Raw genomic sequence first — 8,356 nt, forward strand, 5'->3', positions numbered from 1 at the left:
GAATTATTACACCTTTTCGTTCACATAATTCTCGTAGTATTTGTCCAATACTTGCTTTGTATTTTCCATAAATAATTTGTCTACGATATTTCGGAGCAAAAACTATGTGGTACTTACAATTCCATGTGGTATGTGCTAAACTATTATTTATTGTCCTGTTTCATCAGGGGGACTCCTTTCATGTTATGATATGTGGTCGGGAAAACATATCTAATATAACATCTTAAGGTCTTTTTTAATACACCGCTTAAAGCTCTTTTGAACCACTAGCACAGCTAGTGGTTTTCAGATACCAAAAAAGAAATAGCCCCTCGAAAGGAGCTATTTCCGGAGATTATTATGTCTACTGCTGTTTGAAGCAAAGCGAATTACAGCAGTGGATACCGAACAAATGTGAGGTAAAAAAGATAGGAACGAAGTGACTAGCTTTATTCCTATCAAAAATAATCTCCCCATAACACACTACATCCTTCATAACACAAAAGAACTGGGACACAGATACCTACCCATGTCCCAGTTCCGGAGATTATTATGAAAAAGAAAAGTTTTAGGAGTCAAATTAAGAGTTCTTCTTAACTTGTGACTCTAGTATAACCTGCTCACCTTAAAGCAACCTTAAGGTTCATTTTTTATTCCCATTCAATTTCAACTGGCAGACAGGCACTCCCTCATCATTTATAGTCCAAACAGGAAGAAAAAACTGGGGGACCGATAAAATAGGAGTGGATACATAGGATAAGGTTGGTACCCAGTCTTCCATGCTTAGACCTCTCTTACTCTACTCCTTCAACCTTACAAAATTCCTAAATCCTGAATCGTCGATAGGCTGGAAATTTCCTGACTATCGGGATGGGCTAGAAAATTGATCGAATGAATGCCCGCGGCGAGTGCAGCTTCAATATCCAGAAGACGATCGCCAATATAGTAAGTCTGATGCGGGTCCAATTGATACTTGTCCATCAAATAATAGAGGGCCTCCGGATCCGGTTTGCGCGCGAAGCCATCGCTAGCCGTCACCACTTCTCTAAAATAGGAAGCCAAATCCAGTCTGTCTAAGAGCGGGTGGGCTTCCTCATCCTTGTGGGTAAAAACAAACTGCTCAATCCCTTGCTGGTCCGCCCACTCTAAGATTTCCCTAGCCCCTGGCAAGAGGCGAATTTCCCCACTGAATTGCGGTAAAGCCTTTTGGTAGAGAGGTTTCAAATTTTTCCCATCAGCTTTTTCAATTTTTTCAAAAAAATCTTTAACAGAGGTAGCCAGTATCTGCTGGCGAATCGCCTCCTTGTCAAAAGGGTATTCCGTGTCTGCCAAGGCCTGGCCAATAGCTGCCAGAATGGCTTCATAAGAATCCAAAAGTGTCCCGTCCAAATCCCAAATAAAAGCTGTCATGCCTGCTCCTTTCTATAAGCACGGTAGTGACGTCTGAGCCACCACCAGCGAAAACCGTTGTCAACCAAGGTCCCAATCCAAATACCACTTAAGCCCCAGCCCAGAAAATGTCCGAGGAAGGCACCAAATCCAATGCGCAAGACCCACATCCCGATGCTAGTCGCATAAAAAGGCAACTTGGCATTACCCAAACCCTGCCATAGGCTCGTATAAATCAAAGTTCCTGCAGTCATCGGACTTCCTAAGAACGCAAACAGTAAGACTGTTTGACTAGCCGCAATCACTTGAGCATCGCTATTATACAGTTGCGTCAAAGACTGTCCAAATAGATAAAAAGCCAAGCCAATCGGTAGCATTAGGGCTAACGTCCAACCATACAAACGTGAAACTAAGGCATCAACCTGCTCCCAGTCCTCCTGCCCCCGAGCTTGAGCGACCAAAATAACTCCTGCAGTCGCCAGACCCAAAGCCGGCATCGCAGGAAAGGGAATCAAGGTTTCCCCAATGGCATTCCCTGCAACCACTTCAGTCCCAAAAGAAACCACTAGCACCATGAGAAGAAAATCGCCGAGCCGCATCATCAACCGTTCGCCCGCCGCTGGGAGGGCAAAACTCACCAAGCTCCAATCCCAAGACCAGCGCCGTCCCAAGAGAGGGAAGGGCACCCGCCACCAAAGGTAAAGAGCCCCCAGAAAGCGTGACAGAGCAGTCCCCAAGGCGACCCCCATCAAGCCCCAACCCAGACCATATAAAAAAGCCGTAGACAACAGAACATTCAACAGATTGGCCAGCAAACTAACCCACATCGGCTCCTGAGGCCGTCCCCAGGTTCGGAGAATTGCACCAAGGCTCATCATTAACCCTTGGAAAACAATGGTACCTCCGACCAAAGCAAGGTAAAGACCACCAGCCTCCACAACTGTCGAGTCCGTCCCCATCCAAGAAAGAATCCTTGGTCCCAGGAAAATGGATAACAAACCCAAGACCAAAGCCAAGCAGACCGTCAAGCCCAAGCCTGAGCGCGCCAAGTCCTCAGCCTGTTTCTCTTCCTGTTCTGACCGAGCCTTGGCTACAAAACTCGATAAAGTCGCTACCAGAGCCAAAAACAAGGCCTGGTAAATAGCCAAAACACTGGAAGCCAAGGAAACACCTGAAATAGCCATCAAGCCCAGACTAGCCACCAAATAGGCATCCACAACTCCCATGATCATCTGTAAAAAATTCTCAAACATAGCTGGCAAGGCCAAGTCAAAAATTTGCCGATTCACCTTCTTCATATCACTAGTATAACAAAAGCGGCTGGGGTTTGGACCCCAGCCTTCTTACTAGACTTCAAAAATGAAAATCCATGCCTTAGTTACAAGTGATTTTCTATCATTTCAGCCTTACGGTTTTGTTGGTGCATCCTGAGCCTTCTTCAAGGCATCCCGGACAGTCTTGGCATAGAGTTCACTACCTTGGGTAATGCTGTCGGATTCCGATCCAAAGTGGACATCATCCGTACCATACCAGATTTGCGGATTGTCTACGGCTGTCTGGTACCAGTCTGCAACCAACACATAGTCATATTGATCCGCCAGTTTGATCATATAATCCCGAGTCCGGTTGGCGATGGCATTGGGATTATCCAAAACACGTCCATCATAAGGGGTTACCAAGATCAAGCGATGGCCAGTCGGTAGGTTTTCAACCATCTGGTCGAGCTGGTCAAAGTAATCGTTGACCTCATTAACTCCGAGTGCCATGATGACATCTGTGACCAGGGTGCCATTTTTAGCAGCCTTTTTCAGCATTTTATTCCCGTCAATCAAGTTCCGAGATACTGCCGCATCCATGTCCAAACCCGGAATATCCTTGTTCAGCCAGTCACTAGCCCGGAGGGCCACAGAATCCCCGATCAGGCTTGCTCCATCAGCCACAGCATCCGGATTCTCCGTTCGAATACGGGTAGAACGCATTTGCTGACTGGCTTGTTGCAGGCTATTTCCCACTAGATTGGCCTCAAAGCTCCCAATACTTGGGCTCGTAACCACCCCGATAACCCAAGTTGTTGCCAATAGGAGCGGAAGCATAAGCCCTTTCCATCCCAGGCTGGGAAGCACTACGGGCGTACCTAAAACCTTCGGACGTTTCCCTTGAAGGATTGGTTCCAATAAATAAAAAGAAAAAGAAGCCAAAATAAGGGAAAATAGAATGGTTAGAGAAACAGCTAAACCATGCCCCATCCATTCGGAAAAAATCAGATAAAGGGGCCAATGAAAGAGGTAGACCCCGTAAGAGGTGCTAGCTAAGAAGTCGAACAGTCGCGGTTCCTTGATGCTCGTCTTCTCATGCAGGATACGGGTCGCTAGAATCATCAGCCCAGCCAAAAGAGAGGCAGCAAAAAGACCGATGGCATAAGTCCAAAGTGACTCAAAGGTCAGGAAGCGGGCCAGGACAAGCGAAAGGGTCAAGGCTCCTAAATACACAAGCAAGGTCTTGCCCAGACTCCACTTCCGAACCAAACTCCGCAGCAACATTCCTTGTTGCTGCAAGCCTGTCAAGGCTGCAAGGCTAGATCCCACAAAGAAGGGAAAGCTGTGCGATAGCGTTGAAAAGTAGAGGTTGGAAACATTGTCCGTCGTGAAGGTTCCAATCAGCATGCTGATGTAGGAAACCAAGAGAAAACCAGTCGAAACTAAAAAGACCTGACTCTTAAAGCGACGAATATCCTTGGACCCACGCGCCACTATGGCCAAGACCAAGGCCCAAACAATATAGTAATGGGCTTCCAAGGCCAAACTCCAGGTATGCAAAAAGAGATGGGGAATGAACTGACTTTCATAGCTAGCTCCCAACAGCATCTCATAGAAATTGGTCACAAAACCCAGAGCCGCAGCTGTCTGAGTTCCAATATCCACCCGAAAATCGGCCTTGACAAAGAGCATTAGCGGCGCCACTACCAAAATCATCAGCACCAGTGGTGGCACAATCCGGTAGAGTCGGCGTCTAAAATAAGACACCAAATCAATCTTTTTCCTTTTCCCAACTTCCTCAATTAATAAGGCTGTAATCAGAAAACCGGAGAAGACAAAGAAGATATCCACCCCAATGAAACCACCTGGTAACTGGTCCTTATAAAAATGATAAATCAGGACAAAGAGGAGTCCTGTTATCCGAATCAGGGAGAACCATTTAATTCTCATTTTGGTAAATTCCTTGCTTAAATGTTCCAGTATAGGCGACCTTATCCTCTGTTACCAGCTCCCCTTTTCCATCTGGTTTTCCATTAGCAAATTGGCCTGTATAGCGCCAACCATCCTTTGAGGTAAAGGTCCCTTGACCTTGAAAGGCTCCATTTTCAAACTCACCTTCATAGACATCTCCATTTTCATAGGTAGCCTTACCTTGGCCAGTCATTTTTCCCCGAACCAGGGTTCCTTCGTAAATAATCTTGCCATCATTGAGGCTGACTTTCCCCTTCATTGGGATTCCAGATACAAAAACCCAGACCGCACATAGGAGGATAACTGCTCCAGCCATGAGTTCAAAAGTGGACCGTTTCCAACGGATGCCTTTAGAAAGGGATTTTTTTTCAGTTTGTTTCTTTTCTTTTTCCTGTTTTGCCATCGCTACTCTCCTACTTTTTCAATCCATTCTCGACAGCCTTGGCGAACCAAGCGATAGGTCTCCTCGAAATCTCCCGTGTACCAGGGATCTGGGACTTCCCCATCAATCAAGGGATGAATCTTATCCAAGGCTTCTTGCGGAGCCATGGCCCGCAAATCTTCCAGGTTCGATTGATCCATGGCTAGGATTAAATCCGCTTCCCGGAAATCTGCTGGTGAAATCTGCTGGGATTGTTTGGAGACATCGTAAGGAATCTCATATTTCTGAAGAATTGCTTGTGTTCCGCGGTGAATCGGATTGCCATGCTCCCAAGTCGAGGTAGCACGACTTTCCACATCCCAAACCGGCATTTCTTGTTTCATCACAAACTCTGCCATGGGACTGCGACAAATATTTCCTAAGCAAACCATAATCACTTTCATATCGTATACCTCCCCTCCATTATAACATATAAGGAAAGGGGAAATAAAAGAATTTCTGAAGCCCTCTGAAGTCCGCAACAGCTATTCAGCAAACAGGATTTAAATATTACATATCAATTTTTGTATATTTTTGTTAAAATGAATATAGGAAAGTTAGTCAAACCATTGTTCCAGTAGGACGATAGCTGTTGTATCAAAAATAATGGAGGAAGTAAATGATGGAAAAAAGAATATTGGCAAATACAACCACACGGTATGAGAAACTGCCTGCATGGCTAATGATCATTCTTGCCTGTTTAATGGTGGAGGTTTTCTTTTTCGGAGGTTCGATGATTGGGGTATTCCTCCTTGCCATCCTTTCAATGCCCTTCGTGATTGCCAATCTAAACAATCTGGATGCAGTATTGCAAGTATTTACTCATTTGTATGTCCAACTGGGTCTCTTTGCCTTCTCCGCTCTGACACTTTTTGCTTGGGTCAAGTGGTACGAGAAACGTCCAATCTCTAGTCTGGGATTTTTCAAGACCAATGTTCTTCTGGAGATTCTGAAAGGTTGGGGAGTAGGCATGCTGGTCTTCAGTTTTGCCTTTGGATTAAGCTATCTTTTTGGAGGTCTTGATTTCAATCGAGTCGATTTTTCAGGTGGGAATCTCCTTTTTGTCCTATCTACCATCCCATTTTGGTTTATCCAAGGCGGTACAGAGGAACTCCTTACCCGGGCTTGGCTTTTGCCCATTATCAACAAACGGTCCAATCTCGCTATCGCCATTGGGATTTCAAGTGGTCTTTTTGGAGTCATGCACTTAGCCAATAACCATGTGACTGTCTTGTCGATTTTGAGTATCGTCTTATCTGGGGTATTCATGGCCCTCTATATGCTGAAGACAGACAATATCTGGGGTGTTGCAGGTCTGCACGGTGCCTGGAATTTCACCCAAGGAAATATTTTCGGCGTAGCTGTCAGCGGTACCAGTACTGGTTCTTCTCTCTTTTCCTTTGCAATAAAACCGGAAGCAGCCGATTGGATTTCAGGTGGAGCATTTGGAACCGAGGGCAGCCTAATGGCCAGCATGGCCTTATTTCTTGGCATTGCCTATTTGGGCTTTCAATTAAAAAAAGAAAACTAATACTCGAAACAGTTCGAAATCTGAAATGAATTTTAATCCAGGAATTGTATTAAAATTTATAGGTCATGAAGCAAGCATCGCTTGTAATCAATCCGATGAAGATAGTTCAACAGGTCTGGGAGACCTGTTGAATATTATCGCTAAAGCGTGCAAGGCACGTAATCAAGGGGTTCGGCGAAGAGGATTAACACATTCAGATTTTGAAATGTAATGAGTATAACTCCACTCCAATCAACAAAGGCAAATCCCTTGTGGACCTGCCTTTGTTGATGTTCTATTGCTTTTATATGAAGGAAAAGAGCTCTACTTCGTCTCCGGTAAGGGATAACCCAAATGCTCATAAGCTTTAGCCGTGGCCTGTCGGCCGCTGCGGGTGCGGATGATAAAGCCTTGTTGAATCAGGTAAGGTTCGTACATATCTTCAACGGTTTCCCGTTCTTCTGCAATATTGACAGCGATGGTGGACAGGCCGACGGGACCTCCGTTGTAATGTTCAATCATGGTACGGAGAATTTTCTGATCCACATAATCCAAGCCTTCTTGATCCACGTCTAACATGGTCAAGGCTTGGTCAGTCATATCCCAATCAATAATCCCTTCCCCTTTAATTTGGGCAAAGTCCCGAACACGCTTGAGTAAGCGATTGGCAATTCGGGGAGTTCCCCGGCTGCGACGGGCCAGCTCAATGGCTGCTTCTGGTAAAATTTCAGTATCAAAAATAGCAGCCGTCCGTTCAACAATCTCTGTCAAATCAGGAAGGTCATAATACTCCATGTGGGCATTGATTCCAAAGCGAGCCCGCAAGGGATTGGATAGCATGCCTGCCCGTGTTGTTGCCCCAATGAGGGTAAAAGGAGGTAACTCCAAGTGAACCGAGCGGCTGGTCTCCCCGCTCCCAATCATAATGTCCACATAAAAATCCTCCATGGCACTATAGAGAATTTCCTCAACCGCCATGGGCATGCGGTGAATCTCATCGATAAAAAGGACATCCCCTGGCTCGAGGTCATTCAGGAGAGCCACCAAATCCCCTGCCTTCTCAATCACAGGCCCTGAAGTCTGTTTCAAATTCACCCCTAATTCATTGGCAATGACAAAAGCCATGGTCGTCTTCCCCAAACCGGGAGGACCAAAAAGCAGGGTATGGTCCAAGGACTCATCCCGTAATTTTGCCGCCTCAATAAAAATCTTTAACTGTTCCTTGACCTTTCCCTGGCCAACATACTCTTGAAAATTTTGCGGACGAAGACTGCCTTCAATCAGACTATCCTCTCCCATTTGTTCCATATCTACTAATCTAGTCATAGCCCTATTATATCAAAAAATCGAGCCTTGCTTTTTCTTGGAGTCACATGATTACCCCTTCCAAATTTATCAGATATAGACATGTAGATATATGCGGAAGGAATGAGAAAGACGGTCATTTCCTTTGTTTCCATATTGTATATAAGACTATATCCTTAAATCCTTGCAGAAGCTGGATTTCCTATGATAGAACAGGGAAGACCTCTCTGTAATGATTATACTCTTTTAGTTTATCTTTTATTACTGTGTTAGCTCGTCTTGCCGTACTTCAGTACTGTCTGCGACTCGCTGCCTTGTACTAAAAGCAAACTAAAACTCCAAGCAGGCTTCGCCTGCTAACTCATGACAGAAAATTAGTTCAGGTATATAATAAAGATGAGCAATACAAATCCGTAAGTTTATTAGGGCTTTGCCGAGCCTGTAACTAAAACTGGATGAATAAGAGTCATGAGATAACTCGAATACGCCTTGAGCGTGAAAATAAAATTACAAAACAGCCTCTTA

General features: G+C 45.1%; 8 protein-coding genes. 1 reads left to right on the top strand and 7 read right to left on the bottom strand.

From position 1 onward, the window contains the following. The 6 genes from I1A59_RS08630 to I1A59_RS08655 all read right to left on the bottom strand — a co-directional run. The coding region (locus I1A59_RS08630) for a transposase (RefSeq protein ID WP_196092379.1) at window positions 1–151 on the bottom strand (151 nt) is incomplete at its 3' end. 641 nt (window positions 152–792) lie between these two features. Beyond that, on the bottom strand, window positions 793–1,389 hold the full coding sequence (locus I1A59_RS08635) for an HAD-IA family hydrolase (protein WP_196092372.1): 597 nt from the start codon (window positions 1,387–1,389) through the stop codon (window positions 793–795). Further along, window positions 1,386–2,666 carry an MATE family efflux transporter gene (locus I1A59_RS08640; RefSeq protein ID WP_196092373.1) on the bottom strand — a complete coding sequence of 427 codons (1,281 nt, stop codon included), beginning with the start codon at window positions 2,664–2,666 and terminating at the stop codon, window positions 1,386–1,388. The genes I1A59_RS08635 and I1A59_RS08640 overlap by 4 nt, the downstream gene beginning before the upstream one ends. A 108-nt stretch (window positions 2,667–2,774) precedes the next feature. Beyond that, the gene (locus I1A59_RS08645; RefSeq protein ID WP_196092374.1) at window positions 2,775–4,574 is read right to left on the bottom strand and encodes an acyltransferase family protein; all 1,800 of its coding nucleotides are present in this window, start codon (window positions 4,572–4,574) and stop codon (window positions 2,775–2,777) included. Continuing rightward, on the bottom strand, window positions 4,564–4,998 hold the full coding sequence (locus I1A59_RS08650; protein WP_196092375.1) for a hypothetical protein: 435 nt from the start codon (window positions 4,996–4,998) through the stop codon (window positions 4,564–4,566). Before I1A59_RS08650 ends, I1A59_RS08645 begins: the two co-directional genes overlap by 11 nt. A 2-nt stretch (window positions 4,999–5,000) precedes the next feature. After that, window positions 5,001–5,420 (bottom strand): low molecular weight protein-tyrosine-phosphatase, encoded by a 420-nt coding sequence (locus I1A59_RS08655; RefSeq protein WP_196092376.1) that lies wholly within the window; start codon window positions 5,418–5,420, stop codon window positions 5,001–5,003. Window positions 5,421–5,635: 215 nt separating this feature from the next. Here I1A59_RS08655 and I1A59_RS08660 point away from each other — a divergent pair, with 215 nt between their 5' ends. Next, window positions 5,636–6,547 carry a type II CAAX endopeptidase family protein gene (locus I1A59_RS08660; protein WP_196092377.1) on the top strand — a complete coding sequence of 304 codons (912 nt, stop codon included), beginning with the start codon at window positions 5,636–5,638 and terminating at the stop codon, window positions 6,545–6,547. 303 nt (window positions 6,548–6,850) lie between these two features. Here I1A59_RS08660 and ruvB read toward each other — a convergent pair whose 3' ends face one another. Next, window positions 6,851–7,852, bottom strand: a complete 1,002-nt coding sequence (gene ruvB, locus I1A59_RS08665; protein WP_196092378.1) for a Holliday junction branch migration DNA helicase RuvB — start codon at window positions 7,850–7,852, stop codon at window positions 6,851–6,853. Window positions 7,853–8,356 lie beyond the last annotated feature (504 nt).

The sequence above is a fragment of the Streptococcus sp. NLN76 genome (assembly GCF_015686645.1).
GTDB lineage: Bacteria > Bacillota > Bacilli > Lactobacillales > Streptococcaceae > Streptococcus.

Excerpts from the sequence above, each read along its gene's own strand:
- I1A59_RS08635 (WP_196092372.1), bottom strand. The coding sequence starts at position 1,389 with ATGACAGCTTTTATTTGGGATTTGGACGGGACACTTTTGGATTCTTAT.
- I1A59_RS08640 (WP_196092373.1), bottom strand. The coding sequence starts at position 2,666 with ATGAAGAAGGTGAATCGGCAAATTTTTGACTTGGCCTTGCCAGCTATG.
- I1A59_RS08645 (WP_196092374.1), bottom strand. The coding sequence starts at position 4,574 with ATGAGAATTAAATGGTTCTCCCTGATTCGGATAACAGGACTCCTCTTT.
- I1A59_RS08650 (WP_196092375.1), bottom strand. The coding sequence starts at position 4,998 with ATGGCAAAACAGGAAAAAGAAAAGAAACAAACTGAAAAAAAATCCCTT.
- I1A59_RS08655 (WP_196092376.1), bottom strand. The coding sequence starts at position 5,420 with ATGAAAGTGATTATGGTTTGCTTAGGAAATATTTGTCGCAGTCCCATG.
- I1A59_RS08660 (WP_196092377.1), top strand. The coding sequence starts at position 5,636 with ATGATGGAAAAAAGAATATTGGCAAATACAACCACACGGTATGAGAAA.
- ruvB (WP_196092378.1), bottom strand. The coding sequence starts at position 7,852 with ATGACTAGATTAGTAGATATGGAACAAATGGGAGAGGATAGTCTGATT.